22 protein-coding genes are annotated in these 26,483 nt (G+C 37.1%); 16 read left to right on the top strand and 6 right to left on the bottom strand.

From position 1 onward, the window contains the following. Positions 1-46 precede the first annotated feature (46 nt). From RIV7116_RS08550 to RIV7116_RS08505, 10 genes are all read left to right on the top strand, one after another. Entirely contained in the window at positions 47-1,975 is a 1,929-nt protein-coding gene (locus RIV7116_RS08550; protein WP_015117893.1) for a heavy metal translocating P-type ATPase, read from the top strand. 38 nt (positions 1,976-2,013) lie between these two features. Further along, a complete protein-coding gene (locus RIV7116_RS08545; protein WP_015117892.1) occupies positions 2,014-2,643 on the top strand; it encodes a class I SAM-dependent methyltransferase in 630 nt (209 codons plus the stop codon). A gap of 182 nt (positions 2,644-2,825) precedes the next feature. Then, the gene (locus RIV7116_RS08540; protein ID WP_015117891.1) at positions 2,826-3,386 is read left to right on the top strand and encodes a DUF411 domain-containing protein; all 561 of its coding nucleotides are present in this window, start codon (positions 2,826-2,828) and stop codon (positions 3,384-3,386) included. Positions 3,387-3,488: 102 nt separating this feature from the next. Continuing rightward, positions 3,489-4,979 carry a multicopper oxidase family protein gene (locus tag RIV7116_RS08535; RefSeq protein WP_015117890.1) on the top strand — a complete coding sequence of 497 codons (1,491 nt, stop codon included), beginning with the start codon at positions 3,489-3,491 and terminating at the stop codon, positions 4,977-4,979. Between the two features lie 74 nt (positions 4,980-5,053). After that, positions 5,054-5,509: a hypothetical protein gene (locus tag RIV7116_RS08530; protein WP_015117889.1), complete on the top strand. Its 456-nt coding sequence runs from the start codon at positions 5,054-5,056 to the stop codon at positions 5,507-5,509. 216 nt (positions 5,510-5,725) lie between these two features. Beyond that, positions 5,726-6,403: a tetratricopeptide repeat protein gene (locus tag RIV7116_RS08525; RefSeq protein WP_015117888.1), complete on the top strand. Its 678-nt coding sequence runs from the start codon at positions 5,726-5,728 to the stop codon at positions 6,401-6,403. Between the two features lie 335 nt (positions 6,404-6,738). Then, the gene (locus tag RIV7116_RS08520; protein WP_015117887.1) at positions 6,739-8,580 is read left to right on the top strand and encodes an efflux RND transporter periplasmic adaptor subunit; all 1,842 of its coding nucleotides are present in this window, start codon (positions 6,739-6,741) and stop codon (positions 8,578-8,580) included. 216 nt (positions 8,581-8,796) lie between these two features. Next, positions 8,797-9,237: a FixH family protein gene (locus RIV7116_RS08515; RefSeq protein ID WP_015117886.1), complete on the top strand. Its 441-nt coding sequence runs from the start codon at positions 8,797-8,799 to the stop codon at positions 9,235-9,237. A 100-nt stretch (positions 9,238-9,337) separates the two neighbouring features. After that, on the top strand, positions 9,338-12,496 hold the full coding sequence (locus RIV7116_RS08510) for an efflux RND transporter permease subunit (protein ID WP_015117885.1): 3,159 nt from the start codon (positions 9,338-9,340) through the stop codon (positions 12,494-12,496). A 514-nt stretch (positions 12,497-13,010) separates the two neighbouring features. Then, on the top strand, positions 13,011-13,493 hold the full coding sequence (locus RIV7116_RS08505; RefSeq protein WP_015117884.1) for a DUF2808 domain-containing protein: 483 nt from the start codon (positions 13,011-13,013) through the stop codon (positions 13,491-13,493). A gap of 267 nt (positions 13,494-13,760) precedes the next feature. Here the strand turns inward: RIV7116_RS08505 and RIV7116_RS08500 are convergent, their stop codons facing one another. Continuing rightward, positions 13,761-14,186, bottom strand: a complete 426-nt coding sequence (locus RIV7116_RS08500) for a heavy metal-responsive transcriptional regulator (protein WP_015117883.1) — start codon at positions 14,184-14,186, stop codon at positions 13,761-13,763. 236 nt (positions 14,187-14,422) lie between these two features. Next, a complete protein-coding gene (locus tag RIV7116_RS08495) occupies positions 14,423-15,214 on the bottom strand; it encodes a MauE/DoxX family redox-associated membrane protein (protein WP_015117882.1) in 792 nt (263 codons plus the stop codon). 488 nt (positions 15,215-15,702) lie between these two features. On the opposite strand from RIV7116_RS08495, the gene rppA reads away from it, so the two are divergent. Further along, positions 15,703-16,398 carry a two-component system response regulator RppA gene (rppA, locus tag RIV7116_RS08490; protein WP_015117881.1) on the top strand — a complete coding sequence of 232 codons (696 nt, stop codon included), beginning with the start codon at positions 15,703-15,705 and terminating at the stop codon, positions 16,396-16,398. 8 nt (positions 16,399-16,406) lie between these two features. Continuing rightward, a complete protein-coding gene (gene rppB, locus RIV7116_RS08485; RefSeq protein WP_015117880.1) occupies positions 16,407-17,774 on the top strand; it encodes a two-component system sensor histidine kinase RppB in 1,368 nt (455 codons plus the stop codon). Between the two features lie 42 nt (positions 17,775-17,816). Here rppB and RIV7116_RS08480 read toward each other — a convergent pair whose 3' ends face one another. Continuing rightward, the gene (locus RIV7116_RS08480; RefSeq protein WP_015117879.1) at positions 17,817-18,311 is read right to left on the bottom strand and encodes a hypothetical protein; all 495 of its coding nucleotides are present in this window, start codon (positions 18,309-18,311) and stop codon (positions 17,817-17,819) included. 26 nt (positions 18,312-18,337) lie between these two features. Continuing rightward, positions 18,338-18,931 carry a class I SAM-dependent methyltransferase gene (locus RIV7116_RS08475; protein ID WP_015117878.1) on the bottom strand — a complete coding sequence of 198 codons (594 nt, stop codon included), beginning with the start codon at positions 18,929-18,931 and terminating at the stop codon, positions 18,338-18,340. A gap of 98 nt (positions 18,932-19,029) precedes the next feature. Between RIV7116_RS08475 and RIV7116_RS08470 the strand changes: the two genes are divergently transcribed. From RIV7116_RS08470 to RIV7116_RS36370, 4 genes are all read left to right on the top strand, one after another. Beyond that, the gene (locus RIV7116_RS08470) at positions 19,030-19,494 is read left to right on the top strand and encodes a MarR family winged helix-turn-helix transcriptional regulator (protein ID WP_015117877.1); all 465 of its coding nucleotides are present in this window, start codon (positions 19,030-19,032) and stop codon (positions 19,492-19,494) included. A gap of 372 nt (positions 19,495-19,866) precedes the next feature. Further along, positions 19,867-20,256, top strand: a complete 390-nt coding sequence (locus RIV7116_RS35730; protein WP_157229264.1) for a hypothetical protein — start codon at positions 19,867-19,869, stop codon at positions 20,254-20,256. 91 nt (positions 20,257-20,347) lie between these two features. Continuing rightward, positions 20,348-20,647, top strand: coding sequence for a hypothetical protein (locus RIV7116_RS08460; RefSeq protein WP_015117875.1), 300 nt, complete (start codon positions 20,348-20,350; stop codon positions 20,645-20,647). A 196-nt stretch (positions 20,648-20,843) separates the two neighbouring features. Further along, on the top strand, positions 20,844-21,005 hold the full coding sequence (locus RIV7116_RS36370) for a hypothetical protein (protein WP_198287579.1): 162 nt from the start codon (positions 20,844-20,846) through the stop codon (positions 21,003-21,005). 10 nt (positions 21,006-21,015) lie between these two features. Here the strand turns inward: RIV7116_RS36370 and RIV7116_RS33715 are convergent, their stop codons facing one another. Both RIV7116_RS33715 and RIV7116_RS08450 read right to left on the bottom strand, forming a co-directional pair. Continuing rightward, on the bottom strand, positions 21,016-22,575 hold the full coding sequence (locus RIV7116_RS33715) for a DNA N-6-adenine-methyltransferase (RefSeq protein ID WP_015117874.1): 1,560 nt from the start codon (positions 22,573-22,575) through the stop codon (positions 21,016-21,018). 35 nt (positions 22,576-22,610) lie between these two features. Continuing rightward, on the bottom strand, positions 22,611-26,396 hold the full coding sequence (locus RIV7116_RS08450) for a hypothetical protein (protein WP_015117873.1): 3,786 nt from the start codon (positions 26,394-26,396) through the stop codon (positions 22,611-22,613). Between the last annotated feature and the right edge of the window lie 87 nt (positions 26,397-26,483).

Raw genomic sequence — 26,483 nt, 5'->3', positions numbered from 1 at the left:
ACAACTATTCAGATGTAAAAACGTTCATATATCGGAGCGGTAAATAATGGCATCAAAGTCAGCGGATTCAGGTTGTTGTGGACATGACCACGGGCATAGTCATGGTGAAGAATTCAGCCTTAAGCGGGAAATTATACCTGTTGCGGTGTCGATAATTTTGTTTGTGCTAGGTTTGATTTTCTATGAACCTTTGCACAACACTCCTTTTTCTTTAGGTGAATACTTGGTTTTCATTCCGGCTTATTTGATAAGTGGTTGGAGCGTTTTGACTACAGCCGGACGTAATATTTTGCGGGGTAAAATATTTGATGAAAACTTCTTGATGACAATAGCCACATTAGGTGCGATCGCCATTCACGAAATTCCCGAAGCTGTCGCGGTGATGCTGTTTTTCCAAGTTGGGGAGTTGTTCCAAGATTTTTCAGTAAGTCGCTCTCGCAGGTCTATAAAATCGTTATTAGAAGTACGTCCAAATTCAGCTAATCTTAAAGTTAATGGTGAAATAAAACAGGTTTCCCCCGAGAGCGTGCAAGTTGGGGATGTAATTATTGTCAAACCGGGTGAGAAAATTCCTTTAGACGGTGAAATTACTGAAGGTGCTTCGCAAGTAGATACTTCTGCATTAACTGGAGAATCGGTACCGCGAACAGTAAAACCTGGAGAAACTGTTTTAGCGGGAATGATAAATAAATCGGGCGTTTTAACCGTTCGAGTTACCAAGTTATTTGAAGAGTCTTCGATTGCCAAAATTCTTCATTTAGTAGAAAACGCTAGCAATAAAAAAGCTGCTACCGAAAAATTTATTACCCGCTTTGCTCGATATTACACCCCTGTTGTCGTTTTCTTATCCTTGGCTGTAGCAATATTGCCGCCACTATTTATACCGGGTGAAACATCGTCACAATGGGTTTATCGTGCTTTGGTGTTGTTAGTAATTTCTTGTCCCTGCGGATTAGTTATTAGCATTCCTCTCGGTTATTTCGGCGGTGTTGGTGGTGCTGCGAAAAGAGGTATTTTAGTTAAAGGTTCGACGTTTCTTGATGCTCTTACAGATGTTCAAACCGTTGTGTTTGATAAAACCGGAACTTTGACGCAAGGGGTTTTTAAGGTTACTCAAATAGTTACTAAAAACGGCTTTAGTGAAGCAGAATTATTACAATTAGCAGCAAAAGTTGAATCTCAATCTAACCATCCAGTCGCGAAGTCAATTTTATCCGCATTTGATAAATCGGTTGATACTTTAGATGTAGAAGATTATCAGGAAATTCCCGGACATGGTATTCAAGCGAAAGTAGGAAATAAAATCGTTATTGCAGGTAATGACCGTTTGCTGCATCGAGAGAATATCGAACATGATTTATGTTCTGTCGAGGGAACAGTAGTTCATTTAGCAGTAGATAAGGTTTACGCTGGAAGAATTATTATTGCCGATGAACAGAAAGATGATGCAGTTGAAGCGATTCGGAAGTTGAAAAACGTTGGTGTTGAGCAAATTGTCATGCTCACCGGAGATAATCAAGCCGTTGCTCAAAGTATTGCTCGACAGTTAAATTTAGATGATTTTGAAGCAGAGTTACTACCAGAAGATAAAGTAGAGGCAATTGAAAGATATTTAGGTAAAAGTGCTAAAAACAAGAAAGTTGTGTTTGTTGGTGATGGAATAAACGACGCACCTGTAATTGCTAGGGCTGATGTAGGTATGGCAATGGGAGCGTTGGGTTCGGATGCAGCAATTGAAACAGCCGATGTGGTGCTGATGACGGATGCTCCTTCTAAAGTAGCTGAAGCGATTCAAGTTGGTAAAAAAACTCATAAGATTGTCTGGCAGAATATTATTCTGGCTATGGGAGTCAAAGGTTTATTTATTGTCTTGGGAATATTCGGTGTTGCAACTTTGTGGGAAGCGGTGTTTGCAGATGTAGGTGTAGCGTTGTTGGCAATTTTGAATGCAGGTAGAGTTTTGAGAGTTAATTGAAGAAATAGATGTAAAATTTATAGAAAAACGAGTACAAAATGAGTGAAATAAAGGTTCGCGCTCAGTACGAGCAACTTGCGGATATTTACGATTTACGTTGGCGCAAATATATCAATAATACTCTTACCTTCCTCTATAACTGGGAGCAAATAGACTCACAATCTACAGTCTTAGATGTTGCTTGTGGTACTGGTGAATTTGAGCGACTCTTGCTCGATAAAAATCCTACGCAGAGAATTACTGGTGTTGATATATCAGAAAAGATGTTGGATATAGCCAGGGAAAAATATCGGGTTTATTCTAACGTTGAATTTCATCAAACCTCAGCTAATTCACTACCATTTGCAAATCATACTTTTGATATAGCTGTATGTGCGAATGCTTTTCATTACTTTGAACAACCTTTAGTAGCGTTATCGGAAATAAAGCGAGTAGTTAAACCTAATGGTAAATTAATCATTCTTGATTGGAATAAAGATTTTCTTATATGTAGAATTTGTGATTGGATATTACAAATTTTTGACCCCGCTCATCAGCAATGTTATACCCAAGAGGAATTACATCAATTATTAATATCTGCTAATTTCAATATTTATCGTACAGCTAAAGTCCGTTATGGCGTTATTTGGGGATTGATGGCTGTTACAGCTTTACCAAACAAGGGATAATTAATTTTTAAAAGTAGGCTAGCTGACAAAAATTGCTTCTAAATTAAATAATCAGCAAGTAATTTCATCCTAATTTCATTTTTAGATGCAAAACTGAATAATAGAAGAGAAAGATAGCTCGAAGAAGGGCTATTTATTTTTAAGTTTTAAATCTAAGAATAAATTACTGTGAGGTTATATTTATGTTTAAATCTAATTCCAAATTGCTTCTTTCTTTAATCGCGGGTGTTGCTGTTGCAGGAGTAGCAGGAACATTCTGGTTTGCAGGAATGGGAAACAATACTCAAACAGTTGCGAACGATTCAAAAGCAGTGGCTATGTCTAGCGTATGGGATAAGGAAACCGTACCAAACTACTCAGGAGTTAAAGAAGTTACTGTTTATCGCAGCCCTAACTGTGGCTGTTGTGGTGAATGGGTGAAACATATGGAGAAGCACGGTTTTAAAATTACAGACATTAAAACCGATGACATGGAAGCAATAAAGCAAAAGTATAACGTACCTCAAAATTTGGCATCTTGTCATACCTCAGTTATTGACGGTTACGTGATGGAAGGACACATTCCTGCTGACGATATCAAGCGTTTTGTTGCTTCCAAGCCCAAGCAAGCAGGATTAGCAGTACCTGCAATGCCATTGGGTACCCCAGGAATGGAAGCAGGAAGTAAAAAACAACCCTTTGCTGTTGCATCTTTCAATAAAGATGGCGAAATTAGCATATTTAAGGAATATAAATCTTACTAAAGCCGAGAAGTTGTAGAGACGTAGCACTGCTACGTCTTTCTACGTTTTTATACACGCACGACTAAAATCAAGAATTTGCTTAAATGTACGAGGAGTTAGGAATTGATCAAAAAAATTAATCGCCGTCAGTTTCTCGCTTTAAGTTTAGCTGGTGCTGGTGGTGCTATTATCACTAGTTGTGTAAGAGGTAATTCTTCTCAATCCTCGCCAAAAGCCTCTTTAAAACCAGCAATTGATTTACCAAAATTGCATACAAGTAAAAATGGTTTATTAGAGGTAGATTTAGAAGCTAGTTATCGTCCTGTAAAATTGGGAGATAAACAAGCATATCTATTAGCTTATAACGGACAAGTACCCGCGCCGCGTTTGTCAGCAAAACCAGGAGATAAAGTTAAGATTAAATTTACTAATAATCTCTCCAATTCCACAAATTTACATCAGCACGGATTGCATATTCCTTTTACTGGTAATGCCGATAATGTTTTTCTCAATATCAAACCTGGAGAAACATTTAATTACGAATTTACTATTCCTAAAAATCATCCTGCTGGCACTTATTGGTATCATCCCCATCGTCACGGTTTAGTTGCAGAGCAGTTGTTTGGAGGTTTGGCAGGTTTATTTGTAGTACGGGGTGATTTGGATGAAATCCCCGAAATAAAAGCAGCTAAAGAAGAATTTTTAGTGTTACAAGACTTTGCTCTCGATAGCGAAGGAAAACTGATTGATTCAGATGCTCATATGTCTTTGATGTCGGGAAGGGAAGGTGATTTAATTACAGTTAATGGTGAACCTAACCCCAGTTTTTCAATCCCTCAAAATGGTTTATTACGTTTGAGAATTGTTAATGCTTCTCCTTCCCGATTTTATAATCTTTCTTTAGAAAATCATCCTTTTTATTTGATTGCTACCGATGGAAACGCATTATCCGAACCTGTAGAAACAAACGAATTATTATTAACTCCAGGACAAAGAGCAGAAGTTTTAATTAAAGGTGATAAACAACCAAAACAATATCGCTTGCTCAATTTACCCTACAACCGGGGTGGAATGGGAATGATGGGTGGTGGAGGTATGATGGGCGGTAGAGGTATGATGGGTGGAAATAATAATGATGACACCTCAGCAGTTTTAGCAACTGTTAACTACGATTCTGCTGTAGAAACAATTCCTTTACCAACTAAACTTTTACCAGTACCAACTTTACCAGAACCGCAACAAGTACGACGCTTTAAATTAAATCATGGTATGCGTCCGAGTGTGGGAATGGCGTTTCTGATTAATGGTAAGTCTTATGAAAACCAGCGAATCGATACGCAGGTTAAGTTAAATACAGTGGAAGATTGGGAGATTGTGAATACGGGAACGATGGATCATCCTTTTCACCTCCATGTCAATCACTTTCAAGTTATTAGCCGTAACGGTAAACCCGAACCTTACCGTGCTTGGAGAGATACAGTTTTAGTTCGTAAAGGGGAAACTGTTAGGATTCGGATTCCCTTTAGAGATTATGCAGGTAAAACAGTTTATCACTGTCATATTCTCGACCATGAAGATTTAGGGATGATGGCGAATCTAGAGATTGTAAGTTAGTAGTAGTCAAATAAATTTTTAAACGCAGAGGCACGCGGAGGTAAACGCGGAGGGACACAGAGTTTTTTATTCGTATGTTAAATAATTCAAATACAAGTCGTAGTTGGTTGAATTTACCAGAAATAAATATCGCTATTTTCGCGTTTCTGCTTAACTTTTTCTGGGAAGTTCAGCAAATGCCATTTTTTGAGCTTTCTGATTTATCTTGTACTCAAAGAACAATAAACTGTACTCTAGCAACTTTTGGTGATGTTTTAATTGCACTAACTGGATTTTGGACTGTTGCGTTTTTTTCTAAGTCCCGTTATTGGTTTCGTCAGCCAAAATGGTGGGAGTTAAGTATTTTTATTTTAGTAAGTCTTGTAATTACAATTGTTTTTGAAAAGCTAGCTACCGGAGTGCTTAATATGTGGGAATATGCTGATATTATGCCAAGGCTTCCGGTGTTAGGTACGGGTTTAACGCCGATACTTCAGTGGATAATTTTACCTTTGATAATTGTTTGGTTTGTTAAGAGGCAGGTTTTATAAAGCTATTAATTAATCAGTATTTTGTTATTAGCAATCTGATTGATAAAATTACTATTTTTTCAAATAATGTTTTTCATCTAGTAGATAAAATAAAAATACTTTAATTTTAATTTCTAAGTTTAAATACTTAAATTTAGAATTACTTTTTATTGGTATACCTGTTACTTTATTGCCGCCTTACAATGGAATATAGAGCAAGAAAATGGAGCAGGTAACATGAACTATATCCGCATAGGGTTCGCCATTGTCGGATTAACAGGTATACTTAACGGAATGCCTGTTGCAGTTAATGCCCAAGCACCGCGCACGTTTCCCAAACAAATTAATTTGCAGCAACAATTTAACCAAGGAGTACAACAACTCAAGCAAGGTAACTTTCAAGAAGCGATAGAAGATTTTGATAACGTAGTACAAACTAATCCTCGATTTTATGAAGGTTTCTGTCTAAGGGGTCTTGCTAAATCCCAATTAGGCAATTATCGAGCAGCAGTAACAGATTTTAATCAAGCAATACGCCTCAATCCTAACCATGCAGATGCTTATCATAGTCGAGGAAATGTCTATGCGATATTGGGGAATAACCCTTCAGCTATTGCTGATTTTAAGAAAACGATAAAAATAGATCCAAAATTTACTGATGCTTACTATAGTTTAGGACTTACAAATTATAGACAAGGACATCATAAACAAGCTATTACAAACTTGAATAAAGCATTAAAATTAAATCCGAACTTAGCCGAAGCTTATGGTAATAGAGGTTTAGCGGAATATGCTTTAGGAAATAAGCGTAGCGCTGTAGCGGATTTACAAAAAGCAGCAAGTCTTTTTCGTCAAGAGGGAGATAATCAAAATTATCAACAAACTCAAGTCATAATTGAGCAGTTTAAAAAATAAATTTAAGTGAAAATTATAATTATATAAGGTAAGAAAATTTGACTTGCTATCTATCTCTTAAGCGCTTTTAACTGATAAAAGTGCTTAAGATTTTTTTGTGAATAAAAGATATTTTAGACGTTGTTTATACATGGTTTAGACAGCATATAAAAATTAATTACAAGCTGCTTACACAATATAAAAACGCTTATCTTATAGCGTCTTAAATACTGCTTGAGTCAAACAAATATTTATTTGAGCGAACCCCCTAAAACAAATTTCATCCTAATTTCATAATTACCTGGCACGATTAACAAATGTAGCCCCATAATCGAAACCGCAATTGCTCCTTAATCATGCCTTTCACCGCGAAACCTGTAATTCTGTCCCAAATGAAACCGTCGGATAATCACGAGGGAATGAATCATGGTGACGCACCCGATAATAATTTACTAACTCAGGCAACTTTGCTAGGTGGAGGAATTTTCCTTGGAGGTTTGTTAACGATTGTCGGTGGATTTCTACTAAAACGTTCTCGCAAGGAGGATAAAAAAACCGTGGAATCTTCGCTACGTCCGGGCAAAACGCTTTTAGGTATTGGTATCTTCGTGTTGCTTGCAGGTGGTATTGTCACAGTTACCAACCAGTTAAAACCTGCTTCCTCAATGGCTGGGATGGAAGGACACGATATGTCCGGTATGTCCCACGACGATATGATGCAGGTTAACGGCTCATTCAATCCAACTCCCGTTACCGTAAAAGTTGTCAAACCAAGTTTACTTTCGGCTAGCGTTCAATATACTGGTTCAATTCATCCTTACCAAGAAGTTACAGTGTATCCCCGGATAGCCGGACAGCTTACTAATTACTCAGTGTATCCCGGAGACAAAGTTACTTCCGGGCAACCATTAGCGACACTCGACGCAGCCGAAAAGTTAACTCAAGTAGCTGAAGCCGCTGCAAATGCTGATTCAATGGAAACAGAATTGGAAGCATCGCAAATCGAGGTAAACGAGCAGAGACAAGAGATTGCAAGACTTAAAGCCGAATTAGAATATCAACAAAAGAAACGCGATCGCTATGCTTTATTAGTTAAAGAAGGAGCAATTTCTCAAGACCAATACGATATCGAAGACACCAAAACCCAAACCGCCCAAGCTGCGTTAAAAACAGCACAAGTAAAATTAAGAAGATTAGAAGCCCAGGTTCGCAGCGCTCGCAGTAATGTTAAACAAGCTAGAGCCAAAAGCGCTACCGCTTCGGTTATGAAAGGATATACCAAAATCCAGTCACCCATCGCCGGTATCGTTCAGGAAAGAATGGCAGACCCTGGTGTGGTAGTGCAACCGAGTATGGGAATTCTTAAAATTGGGGATTATCAACGGGTACGTCTGCGTGCTAACGTTTCCCAGCGAGATGCAGCAAAAATTCGTGTTGGGACTCCCATCATCGCCAAAGTTCCCGGTAGCAACGTTAAAGAAATTACGGGTAGAGTTACCAGCATATTTCCTCAAACTAACAACGATACCCGCACCGTTACCATCGAAGCCGTTGTTAACAATCCTGGAAATCAGTTGCTATCCGGGCAATTTTTGGAAATGCAAATTATTACCGAGCGTCAACCCAACGCTTTAACAGTACCGCAATCGGCATTAACTCAATTTAAAAATAAAACAGCAGTTTGGGTAGTTGATGGAGAAACGGCTTTACGCAAAATAGTTACCACAGGTTTAGTCAGCGGCGAACAAGTCGAAATTACCAACGGTTTAAACCCTGGGGACATGGTAATTACTTCCGGACACTCCAGACTAATTGAAAATCAAAAAGTATCTGTAGTAGACGAATCCGGAGAAACCCTAGCGCTAGGAAATAATACATCCCAAGGAAACGCACAAATCAAATTAATTAGTCCTCAAAATAAAAACTCAGTTAAAAAAGGTAGCGCAGAATTAATTTTAGAAATTTTAGATAAGAAAACCAATAAACCCTTACCAGTAGAAAACCTAGACGTGAAAGTTACCATGCCAATGAAAAATATGGCTCCAATGACCTCAATGGTAGATATTCAACCCGATTCACAACCCGGACGTTTCAAAGTCGATACCCACTTTGGCATGAAAGGGAAATGGGATGTCGTAGTTAAAGTCAAAGACCCCAAACATCAAGGGAAAGCGGACTTTGATTTTAATGTTGAGTAAATAGGGGATTGGGCATTGGGAATTGGGCATAGGGAATAGGTCTGCATGTTAAAGGTCAAAAGTCAAAGGTAAGAAATAAAAGATATTTACACTCCTCTTAACTCTCAACTCCTAATTCCTAACTTTTTAATTCTTCCCCTCTCCCCCTCTTCCTCAGCGCTCTCAGCGTCCTCTGCGGTTAATAAATCTTCAACCAAACTAATAAAAAACAAAAAAATGATTAAACTACTCCCTCTACTATTAACCCTCAGTTTCTTCACAATCGCTTGCTCTACTCCTGAAGAAGCACAAACAGAAACACAAGCAGAAACAGCATCAACCACCACATCCGGTCAACAAACAGAAAACGCCAAAATTAATCTAGTCAGCCCCAATTCTCAAGAAGCCGTAAAAATGGGCGATAACATACTAGTTGTAGAAGTAATCGACCCCCAAACCCAGAAACCCGTTGCTGTAGAAACCTTAGACGTAAACGTTTCCATGCCGATGGAAGGTGAAGAAGATATGACTTCAATGGCAAAAGTCGAACCAGACGCACAACCGGGAAGATATAAAATCAAAACCAATTTTGGAATGCAAGGTAAATGGAACGTCGTCACCCAAGTAAAAGACCCCAAACTGAATGGTCAAGCGAATTATACATTTGACGTTAAATAAATCAAGTTGGGAATAGGGCATTGGGCATTGGGCATTGATAATCGCTAATGTCTCCCTCCCTCTCTCACTCCCTCACTCCCTCCCTCCCTCTCCCTTGCTTATGAAATACTTCCTCACTCGCTGGTCAATCAAAAACCCGGTAGTACTCGCGGCTTTATACATCGGTATTCTCGTTCTCGCCACCCTTACGTTATTCCTACTCCCAGTGCGGATGATGCCTTATGTCCAAAGCCCTTTGGTGGCAATTGTGACTATGGCACCCGGTTCCTCACCCTATGAAGTTGAAACCTATATCAGCAAACCTATCGAACAACGGCTGACTGTCTTAGATGGGGTGCGGTTTATCCGTTCGAGTTCCCAACAGGATATGTCTTTAGTTTCCGTACAGTTTGAATGGGGTGGAGATATTGAGAACTCTGTGCAGGAAGTACAAAGTGTAATGACTGCTGCGGAGGGGGATCTAGCACTGGATGGAATTAATACTCGTTCCTACTGGGTTTTACCCATTGACCCGCTCAACCGTCCTGTATTAACTCTGGCTTTACGGGGAGAAGGTTGGGACCCGGTACGTTTACGGGAGTTTGCTGACAATACTTTGGTTGATAGATTAACTCAGGTGCGGGATGTACAAGCGGTGTCAATTTTTGGCGGTTATCGGCGACAATTACAGATAATTGTTGACCGTCAAAAGTTGGCTGCTTATGGTTTATCTATATTAGAGGTACGGGATGCTATCGACGCGAATAACGTCAGTCAAGGTGCGGGGGTATTAACCAGGGGCGATCGCGAAATTTTGGTACGCACCGACGAACGAGCGCTGAATGCTCGTGCGGTGATGGATTACCCGGTGTTGGAAAAGTCGGGACAGGTGGTTTATGTCAGAGATGTTGCCACTGTCAAAGATACTTATGAAGAACGGCGCAGTGGTTATCGCTACAATGGTGAAGCCGCATTAGCAGTTAATGTTATTCAAAAACCGGATTCTAGTTCGCCGCAAGTTATCGAACGGGTACGCGCTGAATTGACCAAAATACAGGCACAGTATCCGGGTTTAGAGTTTGAGGTTGCTTACGATAATTCTTATTTAGTCAATTTAATCAAGGATAGTACTACCGGGGAATTACTGATAAGCGTTGTGCTTGCGGGTTTGGTAATTCTAGTTTTTCTAGAAAACTTCCGAGCCACAGCCATTGTAATGATTTCTATTCCCACATCCCTAGCGCTATCGATGCTTCCTTTTATCCCGATTGGAATGTCGCTTAATTCCTCAACTTTGATTGGGATGATGATGGCGATTGGTAAACTGGTGGATGATTCGATTATTGTCATTGATTCGATTGACCGGAAACTACAAGAAGGGCATAAACCCCACGAAGCAGCGATTAAGGGGACGGGAGAGGTATTTTTAGCAAGTGCGGCTGCTAGCTGTGTAATGATTGCGGCTTTATTACCGACGATACTTGCTGGTGGATTAACTGGGCTGATGTTTGTCGGGTTGGTTTATCCGATGGTTTTCGCTTTTCTCTCTTCGCTAATTGTTTCAATTACTTTAATTCCTTTACTTGCAGCATTCTTCCTCAAGCCACTACACCAAAAAGGAAGACGTAAAACTTGGTTGCAGAGATTGCTGACTCCGATACGTTACAGCTTTTACAAGTTAGAGCAAGGTTACGGTTGGTTGCTCGACATCTGCATGAAAAACCGCGAAATTACCTTAGCGTTAACGGGTGCTTCTATTGTTTTAGCATTTAGTTTATATCCTTTAATTGGGCAAGAAATGATGCCTTTGGGTGATTCCGGTCAAATTATGGCAACGATAGAATTTGAACCGGGGACATCTTTTAGTAAAACTGACCAGCTTGCTCAAAAGTTTGAAAAAATTCTCCTGGAACAACCGGAAGTAGAAAAAGTTTCTTCACAAGTTGGTTTTGAACTGACGCGCAACAGTACTTACTTCAGCGGTTACAGCATGGGGGGAGTTAATACCGCTTCAGCGATTGTCACTCTCAAGGATGTTGGGGCACGAGAAAGGGATATTTGGCAAATTATTGATGAGGTGAAAACCGAAGCTCAAAGTACTATCCCTGGTTTGCGACGTATCGCAATGAAGGAAATGGGCGTAGACGTAATGGCTACATCCGCAGCGCCGGTACAGTTGGCGGTGTATGGTGAAGATTTGGACGAATTACATCGTTTAGCTCAAGGTGTTTTAGGTATCGCTGAAGACACACCAGACTTAGTAATGCCACATACAAGTTCGGCAATGACTCAGCCAGAATTTCAGTTAAAAATTGACCGTCGTAGAGCCAAGGAACTGGGGTTAAATATCAAAGATATCGCCGAACAAGCTCGTTATGCTTTGAATGGGGGCTATACTCGCAGATATTATAATCGTCCCAATCTAAGACAAAATTCTATTTTAGTTAGGTACGAGGAAGATGATAGAGCAACACAGCAAGACTTGTCATCAACTTATATTACTACCTCGGATAATCGGCAAGTTCCACTAAGTACCGTTGCAACTTTACAACGGGAACAAGGACCGACATTAATTGAACGAGTTAACGGAAAGCGGGTGGTTTATGTCAACGGATATTATCGTAAAGATGGTCCCGCTTCGATGGACTTATCAATGGCGATCGCCATGAATGCGGGTAGTAAATTAGACTTTCCCCCCGGTTACGGTATCGATTCGATGGGGGATATGACGGATATGATGATTGAGTTTGAGCGACTTTTACAAGGTTTGGTGGTTTCTTTATTACTGATTTATCTGATATTGGTAATTCAATTTGGTTCGTTTATCCAACCTTTGGTAATGATGCTGTCAATTCCTTTGCAGTTGGTAGGAGTATTCGGAGCGTTATTATTAGCGGGACAAACTTTGTCTACGGTTTCAATTTTAGGAATTATTATTCTATCGGGTTTATCAGTTTCCGCTGCTATTTTATTACTAGAATTGATTTTGACAAAACGTCAGGAAGGGGTACCAAGAGATATAGCAATTAGGGAAGCCGGACCAGTTCGACTCAAAGCGATTGTCATGACCACCTTTACTACAATTATTGTAATTTTTCGACTCGCCTTTTTTCCAGAAACCGGGATGGACGCTTATTCACCTATCGCTACGGTAATTTTGGGTGGTTTGGTTATTTCTACACTGCTGACTTTAATTGTTGTACCTGTAGTTTATTCGCTTGTCGATGATATTACGAATGGGTTGTCTGGGATGAGGAAAAAGTTAGGATGGCACGGTTAAGGTGAAAAGCATTTTTAATTACATAAAAAATACTTTATTTTTCAGTAATTTCATCTTGATTTCATTTGTTTATGAGAAATTGGTTATTGGTTGAGTTAGTTCCTCATACTCGGCTCTCCATTAAATTAATTTAATGGATTTAATCTCGGACTTATAAATGCTCTAGGGGCACATTTATAAGTCCGTTTTTTTACTATGATTAAATAAATAAATCAAAAAATAATCTAACTAAAAGATTTCATCCTAATTTCATTTTTATCTCGTATATTATTTATATATGCCTTCTTTGGCTTTTATCTAGATTTTATTCCATTAGCAAGTTTTTAGTCCTGTCAATAGGATTAAAAGCTTGTTTTATTTACTTTATAAAAACCAGTATCTTTTTGTGATTTAATTTGCATCTAAAAACAAAAATATCTTGTAATTAACGATAATTTTTCATGTCTATTTCATAACTAATAACCATACTTATAAATAGAAACATTCGTCTTATTTGTTTTAGAGAATAATAGTCATGAAATTTAAAAAAATGATTTACACTGCGGGCTTTACGTTATTATTGTTATCTCCGGTTACTGCTGTATTAGCAAGTGGCAAACCAAATGATTATCAAGCTTCTCATATAATTGATAGTGCTGCTTTTCCAAACGATGCAGAAGCAATGACTGCTACTTACGAAATAGAAGTCCATGTACAAGGGAAGCCTCTTGAGGGACTTTCAATAGATATACCTTCTGAAATAAAAATAGATGATGGGATAGAAGTAAAAAATTCTGAAGGTGAAAAAATAGCTACGGAAGTTTCTATAAATGAAAATAAAGCTCAAGTCATTTTCTCACAACCAGTAGCCCCTGAAACAAAGTTATCTATTTTGATGAAAGATGTTATTACTCCTGGTTATGCCGAAACTTGGCAATTCAAAGTTGATGCCAAAGTAGTAGGATTTAAAGAAGCAATTCCGCTTGGTATTACTCAAATCATGACATACGATGATTAATAGATTCTATCTATATGTAAACTTAATTGATAAATCTATCGCAAAAAATGAAATTTCATCCTAATTTCATTTTTATCTGTCAATATTGAAAATAACTCAATAGACCTATTACTAATAGTGAAACATTTTCTGTTACTCCTTACTAATTTCACCAATTAGAAAATTATAGTAATTAAGGTCTGTTGAGCTTTTCTTGCCACTGAAGTAAATATTTTAATATTAGCGTCCAGAAACTAAAATATATGAATTGCTTTATTGCAAGCAAATTTAATGTAAAGACACGCTATCAATTAAAGGACAAACTTCTTCCTGCTTTAAATTAGATTCCGGTTTATTTACCCACATTGCACGATATTCTTCTAATTCCCTTTTAAACAAAGTCATTTGTTTAATTTGGATTGCCAATTGTTCTATCTTGTTATTCAACAAACTTTGTACTAAATCGCAAGGAATTTCACCACCGTTGCGAACATCGAGAATCTGTTTGATTTCTTCTAAGGTAAATCCGAGAGATTGTGCTTTCTTGATGAACTCTACCTGCTCGGAAGCATTTTGAGCATAATACCGATAACCGTTGTCTCCTCTATGCACGGGTTGCAAAAGTCCGATATCGCTGTAATAACGTAAATTTCCGACAGTAAGTCCTGTAGCGCGGGCTAATTCTCCAATCTTTAGATAGGTTAATTTACTCATACTTTTTCTTACCCATGCTTACTACTTCTCAATGATAAACTCTCTAGTTCACTAGAGAGTCAATGAATTTTAGATTTTAACAACGGATGCGTTTACTTTGGATTTTGGATTTACGATTGAACAATTGCAAATTTTATTACTTAGTTAAAATTCGAGACTTGAATCTATTCATAATTTAATCTGAAGTCTAAAATTTTTTATTCAAGCCTGTAATTTATAGATTATGCATTCACTCTCTATCTTCTTGCATCTTGGACTTGAACAACCGCAGCGGGTTCAATTTCTTTAATCTTTGCAGATTCCACTTCTCCTGTAGCAGCAGAGTAAATTAATGCTCCTCCCATAAGTGCCATAATCGCATTTTCGGCAAAGCTAATTATCCCTAAAGGTGCTTTGGAATTTCCTCCCACACAGGCACAGTTGAGTGCGAGTTTATCAATATATACGGCTTTAAATACCGAAATACCACCGCTAACACCAATAAATAGAGAAGTGATTCCCGTGACTAATGGTGCAACTCCCGAAAGAAAACCAAGGGCGATCGCCAATTCTGCAAATGGGTATACTTTGGCATAGGGTTTGATTCTTTTGGTTATCAAGTCGTACTTTTCAAAACCTTCAGCAAAAGATTCGATATCCATCAGCTTTAAAGTAGCTAATAACGACAGAGAGAAACCCATAAACCCAGTTAAGCCCATAGTGGTTGCTAAAGCCATCAACCCTGCGCTGGAAAATATAGCAATAACAGGAGTGTAGGAATAATCCGCACCTTCTGCTTCAACGTCTAGCTTTTCGGCTAAATCGGTATAGCCACCAATTCTTTCGTCACCAGAGAAAATCTGTGGTGTAGTTTCTACATGATGCTTGGCTTTGAATTCATCTATTTCTTCACGAGATGTAAGTTTATGATCTTCAAAATCGATTCCTTTTTCATTCAGTAGATTAACTGCTTTTAATCCCCAAGGACATTCGTGTTCCGGGGTAGACATCCGATATACTCTGACTTTTTCTAAGGTTGTGCTATTCATGTTGAAAATTCGAGCAACTATAAATTAAAGATAAACTCTCAAGTTAACTGTAGAGTCAAGTCAATGCGGGAATTTTAGATTTTAACAACGGATTTGTTTGTAAACTTCATCCATTAGCTATTACCGCTGATGTTCTTACAATATTGCTCAAGATTGCACTATTACATCTTGCAAAGGAAATAAGATTATTTATAACTATTGATTAAGTTGATTTCATCTTGATTTCATAGTTGTATGCTATGAAGTTTTTGATTTATATATGAAATGCACTTGTAACTCGTTGACAATATTTTTTCGTGTAAGCAGTAAAGAAAATAAAAAGGAATTGGTAAAAACTAAAATACATGAGTAATCTTTTAAAGATATATAAATTACGCAATTAGATAGTGTCATGAGGCTGTAACTATATTTTTCATCTTGATTTCATAATTTTATGTAAATCTATTTTTAGAGTGAAATTTATTAAACTCAACTTTTATGGGTGTTTTATGAGAATACTATTAGTAGAAGACGAACCAGATTTGGGTGCAGCAATTAAAAGAGTTTTAATCGGGCAAAAGTATTTAGTTGATTGGGTGATGGATGGTAATGAAGCATGGGGACATTTAGAAAATAAATGGACGGAATATAAAATAGGTATTTTCGATTGGCTGCTTCCAGGAATCTCAGGATTGGAATTATGTCAAAAACTGCGTCAAAATAAAAATGCGATGCCCGTTTTAATGTTAACAGCTAAAGATAGTATGGAAGATAAGGTAGCTGGTTTGGATGCTGGAGCAGATGATTATTTAGTTAAACCTTTTGGGATGGAGGAATTATTGGCAAGGTTACGCGCTTTGCAAAGAAGGGTACCTCAATTTCAACCCCCTCAACTTACTATGGGTAATCTAACTTTGGACTATGGAAATAATACAATTATTAATAAAAATGCTTCATTAGATAAACAAGAAATGTCTTTTACTAACAAAGAATTTCAGTTACTAGAATATTTTATGAACCACCCTAATCAAATTCTCACAACCGAACAAATTCGCAACCAACTTTGGGAAGCAAGTGCAGAATCGAGTAGCAATGTAGTAGCCGCGCAGGTACGTTTATTACGACGAAAATTAGCTGCTAGTGGCTGTGGAAATCCTATCGAAACTTTACATGGTATGGGATATCGTTTTAATTTTAAGAATTAATTATAAACATGAATCAAAATAAACTTTTTCAACGAACTCGGTTTCGATTAGCACTTTGGTATGCTATTGTTATGGGTTTAATTTTAACTATTTGTAGCTTCGGTTTTTATACGGCAGTATCTCATGCCCATTCAGAAGCTTTAGATAGAGAATTAGAATTTGTCGCTAGAAGTTTACATAATAATTTAGAATCCAAGCTAAAACAGCCCGAAAAAGTAGAACCAATTGTAAGAGAAGTTTTACCAAGTATTTGTGTAGTAGAAACGGGTTGCATATCGCAAAAGTCTACTGCTCAACGACATATTCTAAACGCAATTCATCAAGGTTATTACGTGCGTTTGTTTGGTAATTCGGGAGATTTGATTGCAATTGCAGGTTCTTTACCACAAACTGAATCTTCAGATTTTAATCAGAAACTTTGGCAAACAATTCAAGACGATACTGGTAATTTTTACCATCAAATGTCATTAGACTTACACACCAAAGATAATCGCGATTGGGGATATTTACAAGTTGGAAGAAATATAGCCGATGTTAACAGCTATATGGATGCAGTTAAATTAAGTCTGTTAGTAGGATTGCCGATAGCGATGACAATGATTGCTTTTGCTAGCTGGTGGTTGGCAGGTTTAGCAATGCGACCAATTTATCAATCTTACAGACAAATTCAACAATTTACAGCCGACGCTGCTCATGAATTAAGAACACCGTTAGCCGCAACTCAAGCAACAATAGATTCAGTTTTATTAATGCCAGATTTAGATATTAAAGAAGCATGGGATATTCTCGGAACTATCAAGCGTCAAAATCAGCGGCTTATAAGTTTAGTTGTAGATTTATTGATGCTTTCTCGCTTCGATAGGGAATCTCTTTCTGTACAGCGGGAATTGTGTTCTTTAAATGATATTATTGAGGATTTGATAGAAGAATTTGCTGCAATGGCAATTTCATCTGATGTTATCTTGAAATCGGAAATTCGTATTAACAAGGAAATAAATATTATTGGTAATACCGAACAGCTATATCGCTTATTTTCTAATTTAATAGTAAATGCAATTCAGTATACTCTACCTGGTGGGGAAGTCACAGTTATTTTAGATAGTTATGAAACGGAAGCTGAAATTCGCGTCAAAGATACGGGTATTGGTATTCCTAAGAATGAACGTTCTAATGTTTTTGACCGCTTTTATCGAGTTAATAGCGACCGTTCTCGTCATACTGGTGGTTCGGGTTTAGGATTAGCAATTGCAAAAGCTATTGTAGTATCTCATCACGGTAGTTTAGAAGTAGAAAGTGAAGTTGGAAAAGGTAGTACTTTCATTGTTACATTACCTTTATTACAATCTTCTCGTACAAAATTAATTAAAAGGGCATAGAGAGAATTAATTAAAATATTCTTCTCCTCAATATTTAAGACTTTAATTATTATCGCGATATCTCATATTCCGGTTATTACCGATTGGTATATCGGAAAGTATAGAGAGACTCAACGCGATCAGTGCTACCAAAAACAAACCAGCACGAGTAGCGTGTCCATACTCCCATTGATTGCGTATCTGCATCCAACCAATCGGAACTGTTAGTGCAGTATCAACTCTGAGGTTTGCTGGACCAACAAAGCTTAACCAAACTATTAGCGCTATAGCAATCAAGACTGAAGTAATCAATGTCAGTATAAAAGTTCTCCGTTGCTTGCGAACCAAAAACAGCACAAGTAAAGTTGTCACTAAAGCACCATATTCTATTGGTCCAAGAATTTTTCCAAAGCCATTATATAAAACCTTCTGTACGTTGAGCCACATAGTAGCAGACAATGCCATTTTGTTGGGAAGTTCGAGTGCATGACATAAAGCTACCCCTGTGGCAATTGAAGTAAGCACAAGACTAAGTAATCGAGCAATGTTTAAAATCACAGCGTTCTCCAGTAATGCTTCCGAAACTATTTAATTCCCTGCAAGCAGATACAAGATACAGGTTTCATCGCTTTAAACTTCAGTTGAATATCAATAAATCCCGCTACTTTAAGTTGCGCTGTGGTGTTTTGAGCGCTTTCGGTCAGCATGGCTTCCGTTTTTGCCCATCTCGGTTGCCAAGTAAGTACAATCAATCCACCCGGTTTCAAAACTCGACGTACTTCTTTTAAACTTTCAACCGGATTAATCCAAAAAAAATGGGAGTTGCTACTTATGGCTTTATCAAAGGTTTTATCCCCATAAGGCAAATGTGCAACTTCCCCATGTTTCAATTCAACTAATCCCCGTTCAATAGCCTGTCTATTTCGATTGCTTGCTTGATTTAACATAACTTCCGAACGGTCAATACCAGCAATAAATCCGCATTTAGTAATTCGAGACATTTTTTGGATTGCCAAACCTGAGCCAAATCCGATTTCTAAGATATGGTCTTCGGGTTCAACGTTAAGCATCTTTATTGTCCAGTCATCTTTGGCTTGATTAGTTTGTGCCATTAGCAGACCAAAAAATCGCCCCAAGATTCCTCTAGGATTGGCAAACTGTGATGAAATATAGTTCATAACACAAATTCAATTACACTGGAATTATGACAACTAATTACCACTTTGACAACTAGTTGTCATATTTGATTAATGAAATTTTATGAGGAATATTGACAATGACTGATAAGCCTGTCGCCAGAACCCAGGCGGGAAGGGCGATGGAAGAACTCTTTATCGAGACAACCTATGCTTATTTTTTGTTGCGCGAAGGAGGTAAACGCATTGGAACGATAAAATCATCGGGTAGTTACTGGGGAATGCTAAATAGTTTAAAAAATGAAGGAGCGCAGACAGTCGCTCAAATCGCTCGTTCTCGTCCTGTTTCCCGTCAAGGTATTCAGAAATTAGCCAATGAAATGATAAAAGAAGGTTTGATTGAGTCGGTTGATAATCCAGCGCATAAAACATCAAAGCTGTTAGTCATAACTGCGAAAGGAGAAACATTGTTTGAGGATTTTACTTTAAAAAATGCTCAAGCAGCCGAAATGCTTGCCGAAGATATGAACGCAGAAGAGTTAGAGGTTGCACTAAAGGTACTTAACCAACTGCGAGAAAAGCTCAAGCAAGCAATTTTAAGTTAACTACAAACTTTTTTAAATATGAATTATTTGAAACGTGAAGCAAAAAGGTGGACTGTTAAACAAGTCCACCTAATACCTTACCAGCGACGGAAATAATAGCGGTTGCGGTTGCGATCGCAATAGTTACTTTTTTTATTAGTTGATTTCTCATATTTAACTAGTTTCGATAAAAACAGACGTTGATTCGTATTTCTACTGTCTACTAGTTTGGCAACTACTTATGAAATCAGTATGAAATTATAGTTTGATTGTATTCTTTATTGAAATAAATTTTTAGCCCATTTTAAGCATGGCAATTTCATCTTAATTTCATAAGTATCCATCATACTCAGCACTATAAGCCTGAAGTATGCACATACCCGTATCAAAAAAATGAAATTGCAATCTCGTCAAATTATCTTCATTGGCTCGGCTCTATTAGGAATAGCATTGGTACAAATTTCGCCTTCAAAAGCACATGAGAAAAAGTTTCACGTACCCAAGAAAACTAGCGAACCAAAAATAGAAAAAGTAATCCCGGAAACAAAAATTAATTCAGAATCATCAAATTCATCTTCAACATCTAAGATGAAAGAGTCAGAAATAAAAGATAATACTTCTATCCCAGAAGAAAAAAATATTGGGGAAAGAGCGCTTAACTCAGTGAATTCATCTGAAGTAAATAATATAAATATTGTTCCAAAACCGGGAGAAATAATTTTTTCAATACTCATAGGAGGAACTCTCTTACTTTATTATATTAAGCAAAAAATATATAAATGAAACTTTTCGATTTATATTTATAGCTTTCTCCTACCGACTCGATTATTTTCTATAGTCTCCATACATATTTATTCAAGTAAAGCTGCTAACTATGTCATTAAATAAGGCTCGCATTCGTCAACTACACTCGTTGTTTGCACCAGTTATGTTGTTGCCCGTAATACTAACTTTAATTACGGGTTCTTTGTTTCAAATAGCAGTAATTACTGGCAAAAGTGAGGAATTTTTGTGGCTTCTAGAATGGCATAGAGGTAAATTTGGTCGTATCAATTTAGAAATGGTTTATCCATTCTTAAATGCTTTTGGCTTACTCACGCTTGCCGTTACAGGAATTTCCATGTGGCTTCAAACACGTCCGCGTAAAAATAAATCAAAGACATCTAAAAGCTAGATTTATATAGCGTAAAAACTTTTCTAACAAATAGTATGGGAATAAATCGAAACTACGATGTTGAATCGTACTTGATAAATACATAGAGTCAACAAAAAAATACTATAATAGTACTCAATTACTAAAAAATCACAACAAACTACTTCCATTACAGCAAGTATCTTGTATAATATGTGCGCTGTCTTCGCCGAACTAAATGTCCAGTGCTTACAAAATTAATCGCCAACAAGTAAACGCTACTCCCAACTCCGAATCAATCATGGGAGTGGTTGAACGCTTGACGTACCATTTCGATGTGTGTCCGCTCAAGAAAATCTCAGGAGCGATATACGCAATTGAGGCAGAGGTTGATAAATGAAAAAAGATAGCTAATTAAGACCCAAAGCACCCGCTACTTTTGGATTGTAAATTAATAATTTCAATATCTCTACAACTGGAACTTTCGCTTCATTCATTGAAATAACTTGCTCCTTTAAGCGCGATCGCACATAGGTCTTTCCTCTGTTACCTCTATATTCCCACTCGAAATAAAGCTGTTTGACTGGTTTCTTCTTAGTGCTATTAGCATTAGCGTAACCCCAAGAAATATTACCGCTGCCCTCACCACGTTTACGGTGGGTGCTAGGGGAATTGTTAGGTGATATATTTCCCCCTAGCACCTGGTTATCATTACTTACTTGAGCATTTAAAAGATTTGATGTTGAAGAACTATTATCAAGGGTTTGGCTTCCATCATCTATGCGGGTGCTAGGGGAATTGTTAAGTGATATATTCTCCCCTAGCACCTGGTTATCATTACCTACTTGAGTATCTGAAAGAATTGATGTTGATGAACTATTATCAAGGATTTGGCTATTATCTTCTATTCGGGTGCTAGGGGAATTGTTAAGTGACATATTTTCCCCTAGCACCTGGTTATCATTACTTATTTGAGTATCTGAAAGAATTGATGTTGATGAACTATTATCAAGGGTTTGGCTATTATCTTCTATTCGGGTGCTAGGGGAATTGTTAAGTGATATATTTCCCCCTAGCACCTGATTATCATTACTTAGTTGAGTATCTGAAAGATTTGATGTCGATGAGCTATTATCCAGGGTTTGGCTCTTATCTTCTATGCGGGTGCTAGGGGAACTGTTAAGTGATATATTTCCCCCTAGCACCTGGTTATTATTACTTGTTTGAGTATTTGAAAGAGTTGATGTCGATGAGTTATTTTCCTGAATTTGGCTTTTACCTTCTATCCGGGTGCTAGGGGAATTGTTAGGTAATATATTTTCCCCTAGCACCTCGTCATTATCAACAGGGGGAATTGGGAAATATACCACTCCATAGTCTTCAAATACTTCCCTAAATTTCTGCCAATTGTTACCCCAATAAACCAACACATGAGACTGTCTTGCAGATAATTTTGGTTGATAATCTTGACCTAAAAACTTAATTCTCCCCTTCCAAAAACATACAGGTTGAGTTTTCAAAACCGGAGATAACCAATTGGTATCGGTAGCAGCGGGTACAAGAGCAATTGCTTCATCCACATTACCCGTTTCAAATTCTAGTTCCAATTTCTTCATCCAAGCGCCAGGATGCGAGTATGGAGGATTCATATAAACTTTTCCGCACCAAGACTGCTCTAAACCATTATCATCAAATGTATAATGCTTTGTTGCTCTTATATGTCGTCCATCATCCGCGCAAGGGTCAAGATTTATTTCTCCTAAAACCTGGATAACTAACTCAACAATATGAGGTGGAGAATACCAACAGTCTGTTTTATTGGTACGCTCTGTTTCTTTTGAAGAAGTTTTAGAAGTAGTGTTTGGAAAAGCCGAACCATCGTCCCAAGCAGGATCATACTTCACACCATCCCAGTCACCTTTGTGGTTTTGTAGATGCCGATATTGCTCGATATCAAAAAGCATTGTCATTTTACGCTAATCCGTTGTTATAGGTTGATACAAATTCAACGTTCGTCGCGTTCAATATCTTTAGTTATTTCAGCAGTCTTTTTCAGAGCAGGTAAATTTCGTCTATCAAATTTCTGTGTTTGGGGATTGTAAGTGGCGATCACCTTTCCTTGACTAGCCACAAAATCAACAATGCCAATACTTTGAGAATCTTTAATTCCAACTACAATATCTGTTGGTTCATTCATCAATTGAATTGCATCTTCTACAGACAAACTACCGATGAAATCAACATTGATATTCTTATATTCTGTCGCAAGTTTTTCAATAGTTTTTAAAGCTGAAGACTCTGCGGAGTTTGCGGAAACATCAACAAACTCCACCTTGCCATAACCTAACTCCGCAGCACGTTCTACAGCCCGCTTGAGCATATTAGACATCACTTGCTCGGTTTTGAGTTTAAATGAACTATTAGCAGGTGCTTCAAAAAATAAAACGGTACAAACACTCTTGTTGATTTCAACAGAATTTCCACTATGTTTAATTTGTGGAAACTTTACGGTAGAAGGGTCAATTGTAATATCCGCATAGCTAGCAGGAGCATTTTTCAAAATTCCAGAGAAACTAAATCCTTGAATTGATTTACCAACAGCAGCTAGCTTTTCTTGTAAAAACTTGACTGACTTTTTATTAACTGTTCCTAATATTTGATTATCAATCTTTGCAATAATAGTTGGTGCTTTACACGGGTTAGTTTGTCCTATAACTAAAGTAATATTGGCTTGTTCGTTCTGCCACTCATGAGATTTAAAAGCATATTTATTAACGTTATCAATTTGCAATTTATTATCTGGATTTTTCAAGCTAGTAATAATCACGCTTTTACTAGGAGGAGAAGTTATAGCAGCAATCGCTTCACACCCAGATAGTAAATGAGGAGAAGAAGCATCAATAGTACCTAGCTTTTTACCTTCAACTATTATCCAACGCGCAGTTTGATTGGGGGCACGAGGATTAATTCCATTTTCAAATTTTATTGGGACTTTTTCACCAGCAAAGTTTTGATTAGCATAATGATTGAACTGAGTACCAAGCACTCTCATTTGGGTAAACTGTAACTGATTTAATTGACCTATAACTTCGTCAGGAAATATAGCAAACGCCACACCTGCTTTCCTTTGTCCCGAAGAATAATTTTTATTTTCTTCGGTATGACTAACATCATGAATTGCAGCCGCTAGCTGTAGCTTTTCATTGTCCGGAGTACTGCTTCTAATTGATTCAACGTATTCTAAAGTTTGCTGTTTTAAAGCATCAACCATACCATCGCTAATACCGAAATTAAATTCAACCTTACCTTGTTTTATGGTCATTCCAGGTTTTAGGTTATATTCTCGGATAGACTTCATGCTAATTGTACCAATAGTTATATCTATATCTTTACCATCAAGATTCTTTGATTTAGTAGTAGCCTTAAAAATATGGGGCATATTTTTAGATGGTTTTCTCGATTCTATTGCAATAGTCAATTTTGAAAGCTGCCAAAAATCAAAATCTTTAGCAATATCAAATGAAATTAAATTAGTAATCTCTAATTGTTTTCCTGTAATTGGAGAAGTAATAGTTAAGTAAGGACCCCGTTCGATTTTCTTCGATTCTTCAAGCTGAATACGTTGTTTAATTAACGAGTTATAATAAGTTTTTAAATATTTAGCTCTATCAATAATTTTATCAGTAAATTCAACAGTAGGATATAACTTTCTAAATTGCTCAATAGGTCTTGCCGTAATTTGGCTTTGTTCAAAAATTTTGTTTGTTTGTTGAATCATTAAATCAATAGGACTATAACCATTACTTTTCATTCCTTGACGAGTAAAAGCTTCTGGATTTTTCTTATCAGCCAGCCATTCAACTTCTTTATAAGCTGTTATTTTTTGACAATAGTTAATAATTCCATTATCAGGACGTAAAGCACTCTTCGGTCCATCTGCTGCAACTTGTAGTTCGTTACTAAGATGAGCGACGCAATCAAATAATATCCTTTTTACTTGATGTAATTTTTCCTTTAATTCTAAACTATTAATAGAATTGATATTAGTTAAGGCAACTGGTCTTATTTGCTCTACTATTGTATCTGGAATTGCTAGTTTACCTTGCTCATGTTGTTGTAATAGTTTATTAAAATGTTTTGATAAATTTATAAAATATTTAAATTTCTCTGATTGAGGCATTGCACAAACTTCGGACTGTAGCGCTAAGTTCTTCTGAATTTCGTTAGCAATAATTCCAATCTTATTATCCATCGCTTCAACAGCAATTTCTTCAAAAGTTCCTTGGTAGGGTATTTTATCTCTTTTGATAATATCGGGATAACGGTTTTTTAATAAGTTTCTTTGTTTCACTTCAATTGCCAATTTAGGATAATCCTTACTCGGTGCAAATGCTAATAAATCACCGTCAAAATCACATTGCATATTATCCATTGCTGTTTTTGGATGAATATAAACACACCCATTTAACATATTTGACAAATGTTTATTTTTTAAAGTAATAACACCATTAGAATTAATTAATGGCGAACGAGTAACTATAATTTCTTCATTTTCATCTAAATATGGTATGCATATTTCATCGCACTTTAATTCCAAACTTGGTTGAGCTAAACCAGAAGTAAACTTGATGGAGCGTCCAGTTGCAATATCTACCCACTGTTTACGTGCAAAATCTTGAAGCTCGCTCACAATCTTTGGATGTTCAATTAACTGGCAATAATTATTTACATCAGCTTTCAGTAGCGAATAAAGCAACAAATCTTTCTGAGCGCAATCAATATTATCTCTGTCATGATTTTTTTCGTCTTCTCTATCAGAATCTAAATCATCAAATATCGAAAATTTATTATTTAAATCTAAATCTTTTGGTTCCAAATCTAATTGAAAATTTTTTTGACATAAAGATTTACGTCTTTCATAGTTTTCAATATATCGCTGCGCTAATTTCAAAGGGTCTTTTTGAACAGCAGCCATTTGTTCTGCTTGTTGTTTTATAATAGGTAAGATTTCTTGTTTTACAGCATGAGGATAATTGACTAAAAATTGGGTACCCAAACTATGCTCTCGATATAATGCTAATGATTTCACACCCAAACCAATAAAAAGTGTATATTTTCCAGGTTGAATTGCATCCTTCTCTTTCCTACCTTTAAAAGAAGACGTTGCTAGCACCATATCGCAACCAAATTTTGAACGTAAATTACCATCTTTAACATTACCGTCCGTAGTAAAAAACGAGTTTCCCAGGTTATCGAGTCGCGCAGGTGCAAGCGTACCCTTGGCAATTCTCATCACCGGACTTCCTGTTTGAGGTCTAATTCCAAGACGAAATTGAAAAGCACCCGAAGCTATATTGTTTGAGATAGCAAAATCTTTATCAATTAAACCCTTGCAATCACCCACCATTTTTTTTGCATCACTTTTTGCAATCGCACCACCGTTCTCTCCAGTAACATCATCAACAACTAAAATCCTGACATTTTTTAATTCATGAAAACTTCGACAGGGTGTAAAAGGTAAAGGATATGCTGCACCATCGGAAGGATTTGGGTATAGTCGAGAGCGGATAGTTGGGTCATCAGCAAAATACATTCTTTTACCCGCACAAAATTGTAAAGTCATCCCGTTATGTTCTTGTAAATCTTGGGGGGTAGTAGCTTCAGCATAAGCAGTACCAATACCAAATTTGACATCTGGGAACAAGTATTGTGCAAGAGTGTTTTTTAGTTTTTCCTCTATTCGGGTATCCTGTTTAGTTTTAGTGTCAAAGTGATTGAGTTTTAAAACCATAATTTGCTCCCATCTAAACTTTCTTTACGCTAGTTGATACGCAACTAGTAGATGTCAATTAAAATAGAGACTGGTATTAAAAGGTAG

Origin of the sequence: Rivularia sp. PCC 7116 (assembly GCF_000316665.1) — a bacterium.
Classification (GTDB): Bacteria; Cyanobacteriota; Cyanobacteriia; order Cyanobacteriales; family Nostocaceae; genus Rivularia.
The sequence above is the reverse complement of the archived record's forward strand: the minus strand, read 5'-3'. Positions and strand labels throughout refer to the sequence as shown.